The 17,118-nt window shown below is 54.1% G+C and carries 15 protein-coding genes; 9 read left to right on the top strand and 6 right to left on the bottom strand.

The features are described from left to right. Nucleotides 1-58 precede the first annotated feature (58 nt). The 4 genes from E2566_RS06720 to E2566_RS06705 all read right to left on the bottom strand — a co-directional run bounded on the left by E2566_RS06720 (nucleotide 59) and on the right by E2566_RS06705 (nucleotide 3,760). The gene (locus E2566_RS06720) at nucleotides 59-802 is read right to left on the bottom strand and encodes a type 2 GTP cyclohydrolase I (RefSeq protein WP_107168277.1); all 744 of its coding nucleotides are present in this window, start codon (nucleotides 800-802) and stop codon (nucleotides 59-61) included. Continuing rightward, nucleotides 795-2,273 (bottom strand): deoxyribodipyrimidine photo-lyase, encoded by a 1,479-nt coding sequence (gene phrB, locus E2566_RS06715; protein ID WP_107168278.1) that lies wholly within the window; start codon nucleotides 2,271-2,273, stop codon nucleotides 795-797. Before phrB ends, E2566_RS06720 begins: the two co-directional genes overlap by 8 nt. Nucleotides 2,274-2,294: 21 nt before the next feature. Next, nucleotides 2,295-3,254 (bottom strand): YbgA family protein, encoded by a 960-nt coding sequence (locus E2566_RS06710; protein ID WP_107168279.1) that lies wholly within the window; start codon nucleotides 3,252-3,254, stop codon nucleotides 2,295-2,297. Nucleotides 3,255-3,553: 299 nt separating this feature from the next. Next, nucleotides 3,554-3,760 carry a YbfA family protein gene (locus tag E2566_RS06705; protein ID WP_010299142.1) on the bottom strand — a complete coding sequence of 69 codons (207 nt, stop codon included), beginning with the start codon at nucleotides 3,758-3,760 and terminating at the stop codon, nucleotides 3,554-3,556. Between the two features lie 421 nt (nucleotides 3,761-4,181). Here E2566_RS06705 and kdpF point away from each other — a divergent pair, with 421 nt between their 5' ends. The 7 genes from kdpF (at nucleotide 4,182) to E2566_RS06670 (ending at nucleotide 12,869) form a co-directional block, all read left to right on the top strand. Then, a complete protein-coding gene (kdpF, locus tag E2566_RS06700; RefSeq protein ID WP_014914657.1) occupies nucleotides 4,182-4,271 on the top strand; it encodes a K(+)-transporting ATPase subunit F in 90 nt (29 codons plus the stop codon). Continuing rightward, the gene (gene kdpA / locus E2566_RS06695) at nucleotides 4,271-5,959 is read left to right on the top strand and encodes a potassium-transporting ATPase subunit KdpA (RefSeq protein ID WP_107168280.1); all 1,689 of its coding nucleotides are present in this window, start codon (nucleotides 4,271-4,273) and stop codon (nucleotides 5,957-5,959) included. Before kdpF ends, kdpA begins: the two co-directional genes overlap by 1 nt. 15 nt (nucleotides 5,960-5,974) lie before the next feature. Further along, nucleotides 5,975-8,119 carry a potassium-transporting ATPase subunit KdpB gene (gene kdpB, locus E2566_RS06690; protein WP_107168281.1) on the top strand — a complete coding sequence of 715 codons (2,145 nt, stop codon included), beginning with the start codon at nucleotides 5,975-5,977 and terminating at the stop codon, nucleotides 8,117-8,119. 19 nt (nucleotides 8,120-8,138) lie between these two features. Beyond that, entirely contained in the window at nucleotides 8,139-8,714 is a 576-nt protein-coding gene (gene kdpC / locus E2566_RS06685) for a potassium-transporting ATPase subunit KdpC (RefSeq protein ID WP_107168282.1), read from the top strand. A gap of 225 nt (nucleotides 8,715-8,939) precedes the next feature. Beyond that, nucleotides 8,940-11,672, top strand: coding sequence for a two-component system sensor histidine kinase KdpD (gene kdpD / locus E2566_RS06680; RefSeq protein ID WP_107168283.1), 2,733 nt, complete (start codon nucleotides 8,940-8,942; stop codon nucleotides 11,670-11,672). 5 nt (nucleotides 11,673-11,677) lie between these two features. After that, nucleotides 11,678-12,358 (top strand): two-component system response regulator KdpE, encoded by a 681-nt coding sequence (gene kdpE / locus E2566_RS06675; RefSeq protein ID WP_107168284.1) that lies wholly within the window; start codon nucleotides 11,678-11,680, stop codon nucleotides 12,356-12,358. Between the two features lie 82 nt (nucleotides 12,359-12,440). Beyond that, complete coding sequence (locus E2566_RS06670; RefSeq protein ID WP_107168285.1) at nucleotides 12,441-12,869, top strand: EamA family transporter; 429 nt, start codon at nucleotides 12,441-12,443, stop codon at nucleotides 12,867-12,869. Between the two features lie 205 nt (nucleotides 12,870-13,074). Here E2566_RS06670 and pgm read toward each other — a convergent pair whose 3' ends face one another. After that, nucleotides 13,075-14,718, bottom strand: a complete 1,644-nt coding sequence (gene pgm, locus E2566_RS06665; protein WP_107168286.1) for a phosphoglucomutase (alpha-D-glucose-1,6-bisphosphate-dependent) — start codon at nucleotides 14,716-14,718, stop codon at nucleotides 13,075-13,077. Nucleotides 14,719-14,844: 126 nt separating this feature from the next. Then, entirely contained in the window at nucleotides 14,845-15,381 is a 537-nt protein-coding gene (gene seqA / locus E2566_RS06660; protein WP_107168287.1) for a replication initiation negative regulator SeqA, read from the bottom strand. Between the two features lie 284 nt (nucleotides 15,382-15,665). Between seqA and ybfF the strand changes: the two genes are divergently transcribed. Both ybfF and ybfE read left to right on the top strand, forming a co-directional pair. Continuing rightward, entirely contained in the window at nucleotides 15,666-16,433 is a 768-nt protein-coding gene (gene ybfF / locus E2566_RS06655; RefSeq protein ID WP_107168288.1) for an esterase, read from the top strand. Between the two features lie 292 nt (nucleotides 16,434-16,725). Further along, nucleotides 16,726-17,007 carry a LexA regulated protein gene (gene ybfE, locus E2566_RS06650; RefSeq protein WP_107168289.1) on the top strand — a complete coding sequence of 94 codons (282 nt, stop codon included), beginning with the start codon at nucleotides 16,726-16,728 and terminating at the stop codon, nucleotides 17,005-17,007. Nucleotides 17,008-17,118: the final 111 nt, after the last annotated feature.

Below are 17,118 nucleotides of genomic sequence, written 5' to 3'. Positions count from 1 at the left end.
CGATGCCAACATCAAAAATACGCCATCATTCCTGTGCGATACCGATATTTTCAGCCCATCAGGCCGGGTTAGGAATATCAATAAATGTCACATCAAAACCATGTTGCGTCGCCAACCATTCGCCCAACGCACGAATGCCGCCGCGCTCGGTAGCGTGGTGTCCGGCAGCGAAGAAGTGCAGCCCCATCTCGCGAGCAATATGGATGGTTTGCTCAGACACTTCACCAGTAATAAAGGCATCAACGCCGAACCGGGCCGCTTGTTCAATAAACCCTTGGCCGCCACCGGTACACCAGGCCACACGCTGTATCTGTTGCGGTGCATTATCCCCACAATGCAGCACGGTGCGCCCCAGCCGTTTTTCTACGCGACGGCAAAATGCTTCTGCTGTCATGGGCTGCACCAGCTCGCCATACGGCACCAGCGGTTCGATCATGCCCTGTACCTGAATCTCAAGCAGCGCAGCCAACTGTGCGTTATTCCCCAATTCCGGGTGTGCATCCAGCGGCAGATGATAGCCGTATAGGTTAATATCATTGAGCAGCAGCGTTTTCAGTCGGTTACGCTTCATGCCACAGACTATTTGCGGTTCGTTTTTCCAAAAATAGCCGTGGTGAACAAGAATCGCATCGGCCTGCTTTTCTACCGCCGCATCCAACAGCGCCTGTGAGGCCGTTACGCCCGTCACAATGCGTTTGACTTCAGCACGTCCCTCAACCTGTAAACCATTAGGCGCGTAATCCTGAAACGCCGCGGTACTCAGCTTCTCGTTAATGACCCTTTCCAATTCCGTATTACGCATACTTACTCTTCTCTTCTCGATCGTTATTCGCCATACCGGTATTTTTTGCCGCTTCAAATGCCGCCAACGTATCCTGACGGGCGGTTTTGTGGTCGACGATGGGCAGCGGATAGCTCAGCTTAAAATGTTGTTTGTCGGCCCAGCGATGGGGCTGATGAATGTCTTTATCCGGCACGGCGGCCAATTCAGGTAGCCAGTGACGAATAAACCGACCGTCGGGATCAAAACGCTCGCCCTGCGTTGTCGGATTAAAAATACGAAAATAAGGTGCCGCATCGGTGCCAGTCGAAGCAGCCCACTGCCAGCCGCCGTTATTCGCCGCCAGATCGCCATCCAGCAGTTGCGACATAAAGTAGCGCTCGCCTTCACGCCAATCGATCAGTAAATCTTTGACGAGAAAACTGGCGCAGATCATACGCAGTCGATTATGCATCCACCCCGTTTCATTCAGTTGACGCATCGCGGCGTCTACAATCGGATAGCCGGTTTTCCCCTGTTGCCAGGCCGCTAAATCCTCCGGCGATTCCCGCCATTTCACCCACTGCGTCCACGCAGTAAATGGACGGTGTTTACACAACTGCGGCCAGGAGACGATCAGGTGACGGTAAAATTCACGCCAGACCAGCTCGTTAAACCAGGTAAATGCTCCGCCTTCACGCCGTTCCAGCATCTCTGGGCACTCAGTGCGCAGGCGGTTAAAACATTGGCGCGGCGATACCATTCCAAGTGCCAGATACGGCGACAGTTTACTGGTGCCTGGCTGCGCGGGGAAATCCCGCTGTTGGTCGTAATCCTGTACCTGCTCTCGGCAAAAACGGCGTAATTGTTGCAAAGCAGCACGTTCGCCACAGGGGAAATCATCGTTATCCACCTCACACTGTGGATAGCTGAACGGCACCAGTGCCACCGTGTGATTGATCGGTTCACCGCGAACATCCGGTGCCGGTACACACGTGGTATCCGCCTCCAGCAAGCGTTTGATAAAAGCCTGACGAAATGGCGTAAATACTTTATACATCTCACCATTGCCCGTCAGCACGCTTCCCGGCGGCAGCAACAGGCTGTCATGGTAGCCATGGCAAACCACGCTCTCCGCCAGTCTCGCTTTCACCTGCTTATCACGCAGGCGCTCGTTGATTTCATACTGATAATTGTAAAAAAGATCGGAGGCCTGCTGCTGCGCACAAAACTGCACTAGCCAATCAACCGACGCCGCAAAATCAGCACATTCGTGGTAATGCAACGGGATGCCTTTCTCGGCTAGCGCATGCTGTACCAACGTCAGGTTCTCTAGCAGAAAAGCCGCCTGACGCGGTGCCATATCATGCTGCTTCCACTGCGCAGGCGTCGCGATGAATACCGCCAGCACGGTCGCATTCGGATTCTTACAGGCCGCATACAGCGCCAGATTATCGGTAACGCGCAGATCATTGCGCAGCCAGACAACATGTGTAACGACAGGCGTGGTCATGAAACTCCTCAGGCGATCAAATTAGTGTCCATAACGCAGGCGCAATGCTTCCGGGTACGGCTCAAAGTAACGCTGCTGAGCCAGATACGCATCGGGGTATTCCGCCATGTAATGTTTTAGCAATGTGATCGGTGCCAATAGCGGCTGTAAACCCTGTCGATAGCGATCGATAAGCTGCGCCAGTTCCTGTCGCTGTTGAGAATTTAGCTGGCGTCGGAAGTAGCCCTGAACATGCATCAGCACATTGGTGTGGTTACGTCGCGTCGCAGGGGTTGATAGCAGCTTCATCAACCGCATCCGGTATTCAACAATATAGTCTTCCAGCGATTCCCACTTATCGATTCCCGCAACAAATGGCCCCAGCTCGCGATATTCCGGCTGGGAGTGCGCCAACAGCAGTAATTTATAGCGGCTATGAAAGGCAATAAGCGCACCACGGCTCAGCCCGTTTTGCCATAGCTGATTCAGTTCGTGCAGCGCATAAACGCGCTCAATGAAATTTTCCCGCAAGCCGGGATCTTGCAGGCGCCCATCTTCCTCAACCGGCAGCCAAGGCATTTGCCGCATCAACTCCTGCGTAAACAGGCCTATTCCGCTTTTACGCGCATCCTTTTGCGCTTCATCGTAAACCTTCACGCGCTCCATGCCACAGCTTGGCGATTTCGCGCAGACGATATAACCGCATAAATGCTGAAGTTGACTGACTTTGTCAGCAGAAAACACCGTCATCTGCTGGGTGACATCCAGCGGTGAGCCATTGCTGGCGCGTAGTGTGATGTGGCTTTCCCCTTCGCGCACCAGCCTGAGTGCCGGACGCGGCACCGGTAAACCAATTGCCATTTCCGGGCAAACCGGCTCAAAACGAAAATAGGGTGCCAATTGTTCAGCAGCAAACGTCAAGCGCTTGTGTCCACCATCAAACCGCACGGGATTACCGAGCAGGCAGGCGCTGATACCAACAGGGATGAGTTCGAGCGTCATGATTTATCCTTATACCCGTCATAGTTCAAGCTGCATGTGCGTTGGCATTCTGCAAACCCTCTGACCAGCATAGCGGATTTCACCGCGATTCAGTGCTGTCACAGCAAAGAATAAAGTAATAAATCATAAGATTGGAAAGGGATAATGGGATAGCTGGCGGGAAAGGAAAGGGGCAGACAGCATCGGAAGATCGCTTAACCGATACCCCATCAATAAAATGCCGTTCATTTTTCGTGTTTATCTGCCATTCCCGTTTTAGGTATACAGCAGATAAACACGACAGATCTTACACACGGGCCTTAATAAAAATCGCAGGCAGCCGCTTCAGACTGCGCCATCCATACCGGTTTATCGCTGGTTTTCAGCCAGACACGGTGTAAATAGCTGTAAAAACGTGCCCGATCGCGACGGAACAGCATCACCGGTAATGCCAACACGCCGATAGCAACCACAGCGGCGCGACGCAGGAGAATACGGTGCAAGGGATAAGTAGTATAAAGCGACATAACGATCCTCCTCTGGGATAAGCACCCTTGTTCAGCGGCGCTTTTCATAACGATAAAATAAGAACTGTGATATTGGTTAAAATTTTACCGCCTTTCCTGAAAGTTTACTACTCATCTGACCAGTAAAAGATGAAATAATCGCCAATTTTTTCGCCATTACGTTATTAGGTTACAATGACGTTAAAAATAAACTCACCATTGGTTAATTTATGGTTTTAAATTGGATCACTTTATTCCCTCCGCTTCATACCCTTTTCTCGCCGCAGACGATTTTGTTAATCCCGTAACGCCACTCACCTCTCCGCCGCCTACTTTTCATCCCATTTTTATACTTTTTTTACGCTCGCAGATGGGAAATTTGCACCTTCTTTTCCTGCGTTTTCCTACTCTGACGCTGTCTATTTTGTTCTGGAGGTGTGTTGTGACGCTTAGCATCGTCTTAGGCGGCCTACTCGTGCTGCTGTTACTGGTCTATCTGGTTTATGCCTTATTGAAGGCGGAGGAATTCTGATGGCCGCTGACGCTTTTTTACTGATCTTCGGTCTGCTGCTCACAGTGCTGATCGTCGCTCAGCCGTTGGGTCGCGGGCTGGCTCATCTGATTGAGGGCGAAACAGGGACGCTCCTGCAAAAATTCGAAACGGGGGCGGCACGTTTCCTTGCCTTAGATACAACGGAGATGCGCTGGCAGCAGTATGCGGCGGCTATTCTAACTCTTAATCTGATCGGTATTATCGTCCTGTTCGTGCAGCTAATGGCACAGGGCTACCTGCCGCTTAACCCAGAAAATATGCCGGGTCTGTCGTGGCATTTGGCGTTAAACACGGCAGTCAGCTTTGTCACCAACACCAACTGGCAGGCTTACAGCGGTGAAAACACGCTGAGCTACCTGAGCCAGATGGTTGGCCTAACGGTACAAAACTTCCTGTCTGCCGCGAGCGGCATCGCCGTGGCCTTCGCGTTAATCCGCGCGTTTTCCCGTCGCTGCGTCGACACGCTGGGCAATGCGTGGCTCGATCTGTTTCGCATCACGCTGTACGTGCTGCTGCCGCTGTCCCTGCTGCTGGCGCTGTTTTTTGTTAGCCAGGGCGTGCTGCAAAACTTACTGCCTTATCAGCACTTAACCACGCTGGACGGCACACCCCAAACGCTGCCGATGGGGCCCGTTGCCTCACAGGAAGCGATTAAACTGCTCGGCACCAACGGCGGCGGCTTCTTTGGTGCCAACTCGGCTCACCCATTTGAAAACCCGACCGCGCTGAGCAACATCGTGCAAATGCTGGCGATCCTGCTGATTCCTACTGCACTGTGCTTCGCCTTTGGTAAAGCCGTCAGCGACAACCGTCAGGGCCATGCACTGCTGTGGGCCATGGGGCTAATCTTTATCGTCGCGGCAGCCGTAGTAATGAAGATGGAGGTCACCGGTAATCCCCATCTGCTGGCATTAGGCGCGGATAGCAGTGCGAATCTGGAAGGCAAGGAGACACGCTTTGGCATTCTGACGTCCAGCCTGTATGCCGTTGTCACCACGGCGACGTCGACAGGTGCAGTGAACGCCATGCACGACTCCTTCACCGCGCTCGGCGGCATGGTTCCTATGTGGTTGATGCAAATTGGCGAAGTCGTGTTCGGCGGCGTCGGCTCAGGGCTGTACGGCATGCTGCTGTTCGTGCTTCTGACCGTCTTTATTGCCGGCCTGATGATTGGCCGCTCGCCGGAATATCTGGGTAAAAAAATCGAAGTCTACGAGATGAAGATGACAGCACTGGCGATTCTGATTCCTCCTGCGCTGGTGCTGATCGGTACGGCGCTGGCGCTGAGTACAGAAACAGGCCGTAGCGGCATTCTGAATCCTGGCGCACACGGCTTTAGTGAAGTGCTCTATGCAGTGTCCTCCGCCGCGAACAACAACGGCAGCGCGTTTGCTGGCCTGAGCGTCAACACGCCGTTCTACAACGTTCTGCTCGCTGTCGCCATGCTGCTGGGCCGCTTTGCCGTCATGATCCCCGTGCTGGCTATCGCCGGTTCGCTGGTGGTGAAAAAGCGCCAGCCGGAAAGCAAAGGTTCACTGTCTACCCGTAGTCCGCTGTTTATCGGCATGCTCATCGCCATCGTTCTACTGATTGGTGCGCTGACATTTATCCCTGCACTGGCGTTAGGGCCAGTTGCTGAACATTTACAGTTCGGCCTGACTCACTAAGGCTGGAGACTTTTTATGACTCGTCACACGATGAATCATCAGGCAACACCGGAACCCACCTCATTACAACAGGGTGAGGTCTCCCGCCACGTTGGCAAACGTAAACAGCAAACGCTGTTTGACAGCTCGTTAATCCGTTCGGCACTGAAAGAGGCGCTGAAGAAACTCGACCCACGCGTGCAATGGCGTAATCCAGTCATGTTTGTGGTGTACCTCGGTAGTCTGCTGACAACCCTCGTCTGGTTAGTTATTCTGGCAGGCAAAGCGGAAGGCAATGCCGTGTTTACCGGGCTGGTGTCACTCTGGCTATGGTTTACCGTGCTGTTTGCCAACATGGCCGAAGCGCTGGCGGAAGGTCGCAGCAAAGCACAGGCTAATGCGCTGAAAGGTGTAAAAAAAACCAGTTGGGCGAACAAACTCTCTGCACCGAATCACGATGCCAGTTCGGAATCGGTTCCGGCCGACAGCCTGCGTAAAGGCGATATCGTGCTGGTAAGCGCGGGGGAAACCATCCCGTGCGACGGTGAAGTACTGGAAGGCGGCGCGTCCGTCGATGAAAGCGCTATTACCGGGGAATCTGCCCCCGTCATCCGCGAGTCCGGCGGCGATTTCGCTTCCGTCACTGGCGGTACGCGCGTGCTGTCCGACTGGCTGGTGATTCAGTGTAGCGTCAACCCCGGCGAAACGTTTCTCGATCGAATGATCGCCATGGTCGAAGGTGCACAGCGTCGAAAAACGCCGAACGAAATCGCGCTGACTATTTTGTTGATCGAACTTACGCTCATCTTCCTGTTGGTCACCGCCACGCTCTACCCGTTTTCCTGGTTCGGCGTGCAGGCGAATCACAGCGGTGATGTCGTCGGTGTGACGGTGCTTGTCGCCCTGCTCGTCTGCTTGATCCCAACTACCATCGGCGGCCTGCTATCAGCAATCGGCGTGGCGGGGATGAGCCGGATGTTAGGGGCTAACGTGATTGCCACCAGCGGGCGGGCAGTTGAAGCGGCGGGCGATATCGATGTTCTGCTGCTGGATAAAACCGGCACCATTACACTCGGTAACCGTCAGGCTTCCGCCTTCCTGCCTGCGCCGGGCGTCACTGAGCAAGCGCTGGCTGATGCCGCACGCCTCGCGTCCTTAGCCGATGAAACGCCCGAAGGCCGCAGCATCGTGGTGCTGGCAAAGCAGCGCTTTAATTTGGCAGATCAGGATCTCACCTCGCTGGACGCCACTTTTGTTCCCTTTACGGCGCAAACACGTATGAGCGGTGTCAATTTCGGTCAGCGCACCATTCGTAAAGGTGCCGTCGATGCTCTGCGCCGCTACATTGAAGCGAACAACGGCGATTTCCCGCATCAGGTCGAAGAAGCGGTATCCAATGTGGCACGCAGCGGAGGAACGCCGCTGGTCGTTGCGGAAGGCAAACGCGTGCTTGGCGTGGTGGAACTGAAAGATATCGTGAAAAGCGGCATTAAGGCGCGTTTCGCCGAGCTACGCAATATGGGGATCAAAACCGTGATGATCACCGGCGACAACCCGCTCACGGCGGCGGCTATTGCCGCAGAAGCGGGCGTTGATGATTTTCTGGCGGAAGCCACACCGGAAACCAAGCTGGCGTTGATTCGCCAATATCAAGCCGAAGGTCGGCTGGTGGCGATGACTGGCGATGGCACTAACGATGCGCCCGCACTGGCGCAAGCAGACGTGGCCGTTGCCATGAATTCCGGTACGCAGGCAGCGAAAGAAGCGGGCAACATGGTCGATCTGGATTCCAACCCAACCAAGCTGATCGAAGTGGTGCATATCGGCAAGCAGATGCTGATGACGCGAGGTTCGCTGACGACGTTCAGTATCGCCAACGACGTGGCGAAATATTTCGCCATTATCCCGGCCGCTTTTGCTGCTACCTATCCGCAGCTCAATGCGCTAAACGTGATGCAGTTGCACTCCCCTACCTCGGCCATGCTCTCGGCCGTCATCTTCAATGCGTTGATTATTGTCTTTCTGATCCCACTGGCGCTCAAAGGGATTAGCTATCGCCCCATGAGCGCGGCGGCACAGTTAAGCCGCAATCTGTGGATTTATGGTCTTGGCGGGCTGCTGGTGCCGTTCCTCGGTATCAAGCTCATTGATATGTTACTGACCGGGCTGAATCTGGCTTAAGGACTGACGGGTATACGCTATGCGCTATTTACGTTCTTCTTTGTTTTTATTCTTGTTATTACTGCTGTTTACCGGTCTGGCGTACCCGCTGCTGACCACCGTGCTGGCACAGTGGCTGTTCCCGACACAGGCAAACGGATCGCTTATTTATCGTGATGATGCCGTCGTCGGCTCATCCCTGATCGGGCAGCCGTTCAATCGTGCTGGCTATTTTCAGGGACGTCCCTCCGCAACATCAGATGCGCCTTATAACGCACTGGCGTCCGGCGGTAGCAATCTGGCGGCCAGCAACCCAGTGCTCGATCAGCAGATAAGCGAACGCACCACTCGTTGGCATCAGGTAGTCGGCAATCAGCAGCCCATTCCTACCGATCTGGTGACAGCATCCGGCAGCGGGCTGGACCCGCAGATTTCCCCAGAGGCAGCACTCTATCAGGCACTTTACGTCGCACAGGCCAGAGGGCTGTCGCTCCAGCAGATACAACACTTGATCGATCGCTTTACTGAGACCAGCAAGCCTGCGTTCATTGGGCAGCCGACGGTCAATGTCCTGTTGTTAAATCTGGCGCTGGATAAGGAAAAGCCACTGCCGTAATCGACAGTGCGTTACTATTAATCATCATACGGAACCCCGCTGAGGCCGTAGAGCGGTGGTAATGGGTAGATCGTAAAGACGCTGTGAATACGTCCCTGTACGCTCGGCTTGCGCCATCCCTGGCGCAAACGCTTTACTCTTCTATCCCATTACCACCGTTTTCGTTCCACAAATCGCTATCTGCGGCCTGACCACGGTTCAGGCCTCGCTAATAAGGGATAGAACATGCTTGACGGTGAAGATCGTCGCCCGGACCCCGATAGCCTACTGGCACAGATCGGCGCGCCGCCGCGTGGCAAGCTAAAAATATTTTTTGGTGCCTGTGCGGGCGTAGGGAAAACCTATGCCATGTTGCAGGAAGCTCAACGGCTGCGGGCGCAAGGGCTGGATATTCTTGTCGGCGTAGTCGAAACCCACGGTCGTAGCGAAACCGCCGCGCTGTTGGAGGGGTTACCGCAGTTGCCGCTCAAGCATCTTCGCCATCACGGTCGTCACACTGTCGAATTCGATCTGGATGCCGCGCTGGCACGCTGTCCGGCACTGATTCTGATCGATGAACTGGCGCACAGCAATGTGAATGGATCACGTCATCCCAAGCGCTGGCAGGACGTACAGGAACTGCTCGATGCCGGTATCGATGTCTTTACCACAGTGAACGTCCAGCATTTGGAAAGTCTGAACGACGTGGTCGGCGGCGTAACCGGTATCAGAGTGCGGGAAACCGTGCCGGACCCCATCTTCGATCAGGCCAGCGAAGTCATTTTGGTAGATCTGCCGCCGGACGATCTGCGACAGCGTTTAAATGAAGGCAAAGTGTATTTGCCGCTACAGGCCGAACGCGCCGTTGAGAATTTTTTCCGTAAAGGCAATTTGATCGCCCTGCGTGAATTAGCACTGCGGCGTCTGGCGGATCGGGTTGACGATCAAATGCGCGCCATGCGTGCGGGACAAGGACGTGAGCAGGTCTGGCATACCCGCGATGCCATTCTGCTATGCATCGGTCACGGCACAGGCAATGAAAAGCTGGTGCGCACGGCAGCACGGCTCGCGGCACGGCTGGGGAGTGTCTGGCACGCGGTTTACGTCGAAACACCGCGCTTGCACCGGTTACCCGAACCGCAGCGGCGTGCCATCTTGCGGGCACTCAAGCTAGCACAGGATCTTGGGGCTGAAACCGTTACGCTATCGGAACCCGACGAAGAGCTTGCCGTCCTGCGCTATGCGCGTGAGCACAACCTCGGAAAAATCGTCATTGGTCGCCATGTGGAACAGCGCTTCGGCTGGTGGTGGCGCACTCGCTTCGCCGAACGACTCGGCAGATTGGGACCCGATCTCGATCTGGTCGTCGTCGCCGTACAGGACGATCCCCCCGCCACACCGATAAAAACGCCTGATGCTCGTGGGCTGGTAGAAAAATGGCGCATGCAATTATTCGGCTGCGGGCTGGCAACGCTGTTGTGCGCCTTTATCACCCTGCTTGCCTCGTGGTCACCGTTTGCCATGCTGGAATCGGTCAATCTGGTGATGATTTATCTGCTGGCTGTCGTCATCGTCGCGCTCTTCTTCGGTCGTTGGCCGTCGGTGTTCGCTGCCGTGATTAACGTCGCCAGTTTCGATCTCTTTTTCATTCTGCCGCGCGGTACCTTTGCCGTATCGGATGCGCAATATCTGCTTACTTTTGCCGTGATGCTCGGCGTCGGTCTGCTGGTTGGTAATCTGACGGCAGGCGTACGCTATCAGGCCAGAGTCGCTCGTTATCGCGAGCAGCGCGTCCGTCATCTGTATGAGATGTCCAAGGCGCTGAACCGTAGCCTGTCCAGCGCAGATATCGTCGAGACCAGCCAGCATTTTCTCAGCACCACGTTTCAGGCCAAGATCGCAGTGCTGTTGACCGATAGCCTGCACCCCATCTCGCCCGACCGCCAGCAGCCCACGCGCGATAGCCAGTCCTTGATTGTCGATAACGCTATTGCGCGCTGGAGCGTCGATCATCGTGCGCCTGCCGGTGCGGGGACATCCACCCTGCCCGGTGTGTCGTATCAGGTTCTGCCACTCACCACCACGCAGCAAATCTTCGGCGTGCTGGCGATTGAACCCAATAATGCGCGGCAGTTGATGATTCCCGAGCAGCAGCGGCTGTTGGAAACCTTTACCGTGCTGATCGCTAATGCACTGGAGCGTCTGCACCTGATGCAAAGTACAGAAAATGCCCGGCTCGATGCCGAGCGTGAGCAGTTGCGTAATTCTCTGCTTGCCGCACTCTCGCACGATCTGCGCACGCCGCTGACGGTACTTTTTGGTCAGGCCGAGATTCTAACATTGAATCTGGCAAGCGAAGGGTCACCTTACGCTCAGCAGGCCAATCAGATTCGCCAGCACATTTTGAATACTACGCGATTGGTCAATAATCTGCTCGACATGGCACGTATTCAGTCGGATGGTTTTAACCTACGCAAAGAATGGCAAACACCCGAGGAGTTAATCGGTAGTACCCTGCAACAGTTGGAAAGTGCGCTGGCGAAAAACACTATTCAGGTTAATCTACCTGCTGAAATGGTTCTGGTTTATTGTGATGCCGGGCTGGTGGAACGCGTGTTCATTAACCTGCTGGAGAATGCGCTGAAGTACGCCGGAGAACAGGCCACGATCGCCATTACGGCGCACACTATTCCACAGACAGATACGCAAGAAAATGCGTTGGAAATCATCGTGCAGGATAATGGGCCGGGAATTGAGCCCGGCCAGGAAAGCATGATTTTTGATAAATTTTCTCGTGGTCACAAAGAGTCATCGATTCCCGGCGTGGGGCTGGGGCTGGCGATCTGTCGAGCCGTTGTAGAAATACACGGCGGCCGTATCTGGGCAACGAATGCGGAAAGCGGCGGCGCGGCCTTCCATTTCACGCTACCCCTGTCGGTACCGCCGGATCTTGAACCGGAAGATATTGAGGAGCACTAAATCCATTGCAGGCCACTATTCTGATCGTCGAAGATGAAAAAGAGATCCGTCGTTTTGTACGTCAGGCGCTGGAAGGCGAAGGCTGTCGCGTGTTTGACGCAGAAACAATGCAGCGCGGCCTGTTAGAAGCGGCCACGCGCAAACCCGATCTCATTATTCTCGATTTGGGCCTGCCGGACGGCAACGGTATCGACTACATCCGCGATTTACGTCAGTGGAGCAGCCTGCCCATTATTGTGCTATCTGCCCGTACCGACGAGCAGGATAAAATAGATGCGTTGGATGCCGGTGCCGATGATTACCTAACCAAACCGTTTGGCATTGGCGAGCTGCTGGCACGGCTGCGCGTCGCGCTCCGTCGCCACAGCCATACCCAGCAGGAAACGCCGCTGGTGAGTTTCGGTACGATCACCGTAGATTTGCTTAATCGGCAGGTGAACCGCGACGGTCAGGAACTGCACCTGACGCCCATCGAATTTCGGCTTCTGGCAACCTTGCTCGCCAGCCCCGGCAAAGTGCTGACGCAGCGCCAGCTTCTAACGCAGGTCTGGGGGCCAAACGCCGTCGAGCACAGCCACTATCTGCGTATTTATATGGGGCATCTACGCCAGAAGCTGGAAAGCGACCCGGCAAGACCTCGCCATCTCTTGACTGAAACCGCTATCGGTTATCGATTTATACCGTAAAATCATCCTTCTGTATCAGGCAGCGTCCTTGGAGAACCTTTTCCACGGTGCGCGCCTGCCTTCTCTTCAGGGATACGCCGTCATGAGTAGTTGGTTAATTTATGCTTTGTTGTCTGCCGTATGTGCCGCGATGGTCGCAATATTCGGCAAGATCGGTCTGCAAAATTTGGACGCCAATACGGCGACCGCGATTCGTGCCGTCATCATGGCACTTTTTCTGGTGGGTGTAGTGGTCGCGCAAGGTAAGCTGGCGCTGGTCGGTGACGTTATCGCTAATAAGAAAGCGCTGTTGTTCATTGTGCTCAGCGGCGTCGCAGGTGCGCTGTCGTGGCTATTTTATTTTGTGGCGTTGAAGAACGGTAACGTCGCACAGGTCGCGCCTATCGATAAGCTCAGTGTGGTATTTGCCGTCGTGCTGGCAGTCATTCTGCTGGGAGAAAAAATTTCGCTGATGGCGGGAGCTGGCGTGGCGCTGATTTCCGTCGGAGCGCTACTGGTCGCGTTGGGATAAACCTATTATACGAAGGTTACTGACAAAACCCGTAGAGCGGTAGTAACGGATAGATCGTAAAGACGCTGTAAACACATCCCTGTGCGCTCGGCTTGCGCCATCCCTGGCGCAAACGCTTTACTCTTCTATTCCGTTACTACCGTTTTTGTTCTGTAAATAGGTTTGTCAGCAGTCTGAAAGGCGCTGCAAGCAGCGCCCTTTTCACTTATTTGGCGCTTGCCAGCACCGCACTGACAATTTCTACCGCTTCTTTCTCGATTCGCTCGCGGTGTTCCACCCCGAGGAAACTTTCACAGTAGATCTTGTAGGCTTCTTCCGTACCGGAAGGACGCGCAGCAAACCAGCCATTCTCCGTCATCACTTTCAGGCCACCAATTGATGCCCCATTACCCGGCGCAGCGGTCAGACGAGCCGTAATCGGATCGCCCGCCAGCGTGCTCGCTGACACCTGCTCAGGAGACAACTTGGACAGCGCGGCTTTTTGCGCGTGCGTCGCGGAAGCCTGAATACGGTTGTAGCTTGGCGCGCCAAAGCGCTGTGCCAGCTCATCATAATGCTGCTGCGGGTTTTTACCCGTCACGGCCGTAATTTCTGCTGCCAGCAGACACAGGATGATGCCGTCTTTATCCGTCGACCACGGCGTGCCGTCAAAGCGCAGGAAAGAAGCCCCCGCGCTTTCTTCACCGCCGAAGCCAAAGCTGCCGTCATACAGACCGTCAACGAACCATTTGAAGCCAACCGGAACTTCTACTAGCTTGCGGCCCAAATCTGCCACTACGCGATCGATCATCGCGCTGGATACCAGCGTTTTGCCGACAGCAACAGACTGTCCCCACTGTGGTCGATGCTGGAACAGGTAGTTGATCGCCACCGCCAGATAGTGGTTCGGGTTCATCAGCCCTGCTGGGGTGACAATACCGTGGCGGTCATAGTCAGGATCGTTGGCAAACGCCAGATCGAATTTATCACGCAGCGCCAGCAGCCCAGCCATGGCGAATTCTGACGAGCAATCCATACGGATCGCGCCGTCGTGATCCAGCGACATAAAGCGGAATGTTTGATCGACAGCGTCGTTAACCAGCGTCAGATCCAGTTTGTAGTGTTCTGCAATGCGCTGCCAATAGGCAATACCGGAACCACCCAGCGGGTCGACGCCCAGTTTAAGGCCAGCGCGTTGAATCGCCGCCATGTCCACCACACTAGCCAGACCTTCGACATAAGCCTGAACCAGATCCTGCTCGTGGACATGTCCGCTTTTCAGCGCCTGATCCAGCGTAATGCGTTTCACGTCACGCAGTTCATCTGCCAACAGCGCATTCGCACGCGTTTCAATCACGCTGGTCAGGTTGGTATCCGCAGGGCCGCCGTTCGGCGGGTTATATTTAATGCCACCATCTTCCGGCGGGTTGTGGGACGGCGTAATCACAATACCGTCCGCCAGCGCACCGCCCTGACGATTGTGAACCAGAATCGCGTTAGACACCGCTGGCGTTGGGGTAAAACCATTATCCAACTGAACGATCACATCCACGCCATTGGCAGCCAACACTTCCAGCACGGAAATAAAGGCAGGCTCAGAAAGCGCATGCGTGTCTTTTCCGACATAGCACGGGCCGCTGATGCCCTGCTTTTTACGCTCTTCTGCAATGGCCTGCGCAATCGCCAGAATATGCGGTTCATTAAAGCTATGACGCCCCGCACTACCACGATGGCCAGACGTACCGAATTTCACCGCATGCGCGGTATTGCCGACTTCCGGGCGCAGCACATAATATTGTGACGTTAACTGTGCCACATTAATCAAATCGCTCTGTCGGGCAGGCTGTCCGGCCCTTGGGTGATTAGCCATTGGCGCTTCTCCCTAACGCTGTAGTTAGTGTAGTTAGATAAGTGGTTAATGTTATTCCCCTCATTCTTCGAGCTGCCTGTGCGTTGGCTTCACGCAACTCGAATTATTTAGGGGATAGGTAGATGATTAGATGGTTCCGCACACTTTCTCTGTCAGTTCCGCAGGAAACTGCATCGTCAGCATAATGTGCTCAACCATACTGCGTTTACGGCCAGTATTCGTATTGGTAATCACCCAGTATGGCGTGCCAGGAATATGTTTAGGCTTTGTGTGTGTGCCATGCTGAAGCAATGTCTGTTGGTCACCCGCGAAATAGACCCGGGTACGGCCATGAAGCGATTCTGTCGCAGCAGCAAACTCCTGCGGCGATAGGGTATACAGCGTGCACAGAACCAGCATAAAGCGATTAATGGCCTTATTTTGTTCAGCGTATTCATCTGACAGCAGCAGCTCACGCAGGGTTCGAACCCGATCGCGCGGACTCGGCGCAGTAACAGGCTGAGACGTCGCCGTTGCCGTCGCTTCTACCACCGGCGTTGTGACAGGCTGCCCGGCCGTAAATTTCAGCATACGCCGTAAAATATCCGATGCGCTCTCACCAATATGCTGTGTGTGGCTGGCAATATAACGATAAAGCTCTTCGTCGACTTCTATAGTTTTCATCTTTATCCAGTGCTGTTTTTACCCATTACCGTGCAAATTACAGAGACGCTTCCCTTCTGCAACCCGACATCGATGGGTAGATGACTCAAATCAAAAGGATTATACAGGCGTTCAAACATTATCGAACAGCGGCATAATGGGACAATACCAAAAGTCAGACTATGCCCCAATGCCTTTCACATCCATTCAAGTAGCTATACGTGTCCCTTACCATTCCTTCAGTGACAACATTGCTTCTAAAGTCATGATACCCTAAGCCCATGTCTCTCTGAATGAACTTCACCATGAAATTGAATCATCGCTGGCAAAATGCGCACCAGTCCACAGATAAACGTCCTGTTGTCCTGATTCATGGCCTGTTTGGCACATTAGATAACCTGGGTGTATTAGGACGGGATTTGCAAAATACGCATGACATCCTACAAATCGATTTACGCAACCACGGTTTGTCGCCACGTTCATCACAGATGAACTACCCCGCAATGGCAGAGGATGTGTTGGCGCTGTTAGATGAATTGCATATCGAACGCGCTATCGTTATTGGCCATTCGATGGGCGGAAAAGTCGCAATGGCGCTCAGTGCACTCATTCCTGAACGACTGGACAAACTGGTCGCGATTGATATCGCCCCGGTGGATTATCAAGTGCGCCGCCACGACACCATTTTCGCCGCACTACGTGACGTAACGGAAGCGGGCCTGACATCACGAACCGAAGCGACAGCGCTCATGCGCCAGCATATAAAAGAAGAGGGCGTGATTCAGTTTTTGCTGAAATCTTTCCAGCAGGGAGAATGGCGTTTTAACGTACCGGTCTTGTGGGATGAGTACGAAAACATTGTTGGCTGGCAAGAGGTTCCGGCCTGGCAAGGGCCAATATTGTTCATCCGCGGCGGCGATTCCCCCTATCTGGACGATCGCTACCGCGATTCGCTACTGCGTCAGTTCCCGGCGGCGCGGGCGCATGTTGTCAGCGGAGCTGGCCACTGGGTTCACTCAGAAAAACCCGATGCAGTTTTGCGCGCTATCCACCGTTTTCTGGACGCGAATTAACCAGACCCTACTGACACTGGCGGATTCATGGCAACAGCGGCAGTTAACCGTTGTCGCCGCCAGTGCGGCTAGGGTATGATGGCGCTCGCAGTAGAGGGACGGCTGATTCAGCCACAAGTCATTGTAACCACTTCATCAAAGTGCACGCGTAATTTCCCGGCATGTTCAACAGATAGCCAAACCGCACTCTGACAATCCTATTGCAGAGTGAGAGCAGGCATCGATTTTATCTGTAGGGCAGAACGAGCAGCGCTGTGTATTTTGGTCAGAATACCTTGCAGTATCATTACTTATGGCAAAAGAACAAACGGATCGCACTACACTGGATCTGTTCGCAGATGAGCGTCGTCCGGGCCGCCCCAAGACCAACCCGCTCACACGTGACGAACAACTAAGAATTAACAAGCGTAATCAACTACGTCGCGATAAAGTGCGTGGCTTGCGCCGTGTTGAATTAAAGATTAATAGCGACGCCGTCGATATCCTGAACAGCCTTGCTGAACAGCGGAACATTAGCCGCAGTGAATTGATTGAAGAGATGCTGCTGGCGCAGTTGGCCGAACAGCAATCCTGATTGACGTAACCTGATATTTATAAATAACTTAAGCATTCATATTTTGTGCGGCGCCATTTCTGACGCCGCCTGAACATTCACCCAAGATTACACACGCTATCTCAGATTAAA

The organism is Pectobacterium punjabense, from assembly GCF_012427845.1.
GTDB lineage: Bacteria > Pseudomonadota > Gammaproteobacteria > Enterobacterales > Enterobacteriaceae > Pectobacterium > Pectobacterium punjabense.
This window is presented reverse-complemented; position numbering and strand designations above follow the sequence as displayed.

Coding starts and splice junctions, on each gene's coding strand:
- E2566_RS06720 (WP_107168277.1), bottom strand. CDS start 802: ATGCGTAATACGGAATTGGAAAGGGTCATTAACGAGAAGCTGAGTACC.
- kdpB (WP_107168281.1), top strand. CDS start 5,975: ATGACTCGTCACACGATGAATCATCAGGCAACACCGGAACCCACCTCA.
- kdpA (WP_107168280.1), top strand. CDS start 4,271: ATGGCCGCTGACGCTTTTTTACTGATCTTCGGTCTGCTGCTCACAGTG.
- phrB (WP_107168278.1), bottom strand. CDS start 2,273: ATGACCACGCCTGTCGTTACACATGTTGTCTGGCTGCGCAATGATCTG.
- E2566_RS06705 (WP_010299142.1), bottom strand. CDS start 3,760: ATGTCGCTTTATACTACTTATCCCTTGCACCGTATTCTCCTGCGTCGC.
- ybfE (WP_107168289.1), top strand. CDS start 16,726: ATGGCAAAAGAACAAACGGATCGCACTACACTGGATCTGTTCGCAGAT.
- ybfF (WP_107168288.1), top strand. CDS start 15,666: ATGAAATTGAATCATCGCTGGCAAAATGCGCACCAGTCCACAGATAAA.
- seqA (WP_107168287.1), bottom strand. CDS start 15,381: ATGAAAACTATAGAAGTCGACGAAGAGCTTTATCGTTATATTGCCAGC.
- kdpC (WP_107168282.1), top strand. CDS start 8,139: ATGCGCTATTTACGTTCTTCTTTGTTTTTATTCTTGTTATTACTGCTG.
- kdpD (WP_107168283.1), top strand. CDS start 8,940: ATGCTTGACGGTGAAGATCGTCGCCCGGACCCCGATAGCCTACTGGCA.
- E2566_RS06670 (WP_107168285.1), top strand. CDS start 12,441: ATGAGTAGTTGGTTAATTTATGCTTTGTTGTCTGCCGTATGTGCCGCG.
- E2566_RS06710 (WP_107168279.1), bottom strand. CDS start 3,254: ATGACGCTCGAACTCATCCCTGTTGGTATCAGCGCCTGCCTGCTCGGT.
- pgm (WP_107168286.1), bottom strand. CDS start 14,718: ATGGCTAATCACCCAAGGGCCGGACAGCCTGCCCGACAGAGCGATTTG.